This window comes from Mesorhizobium sp. M2C.T.Ca.TU.002.02.1.1 (assembly GCF_003997225.1).
Genome location: NZ_RZTO01001491.1, coordinates 1 through 512, shown reverse-complemented (window position 1 = coordinate 512; position 512 = coordinate 1). Strand labels below are relative to the sequence as shown.

Annotated in this window: 1 pseudogene; it reads left to right on the top strand. The window is 65.8% G+C overall.

The annotated features are described in order from the left end of the window. A pseudogene (locus tag EOD07_RS36915) lies at positions 1 to 512 on the top strand (translocation/assembly module TamB); the annotation flags it as partial.

Sequence of the window (512 nt, the reverse complement as noted above, 5' to 3'; positions counted from 1 at the left end):
ATGTCGACGCCAAGATCCACTTCGCGCCGGCCGACAACAAGCTCGACCTCGATCTCAAGGCGTCGGAGCCGGCCGGCGGCATCATCGCCAACCTGCTCAAGCTGCCGGACGCGCCGCCCGTCAACATCGTCGTTTCCGGCAGCGGGCCTTTGGCCAACTGGAGCGGCGTCGGCACCTTCATGGTCGATGGCCGGATCGTCAGCCAACTGACCGGCCGGCACCAACTGACCGACAAGGGCCACCGCATCGAGGCCAAGGGCGACGGCGAGTTCGAAGGGTTCCTGCCGGAGAAGATAAAGGCGCTGTTTGCCGGCAAGACGAGCTTCGACCTTGCCGGAACGGCGACCGCATCGGGCGGGGTCGATATCGAGCAGGCCACCATAGAGAGCGATTCCGTGCACGGCGCCGCGACCGGCAATGTCGATCCGAAGGGCACCAGCGACCTGGCGGTGGAGCTCTCCGCCAAGGACAAGCCGGTAACCGTCGATGTCGGCAACAGCGCGGTTCCGATC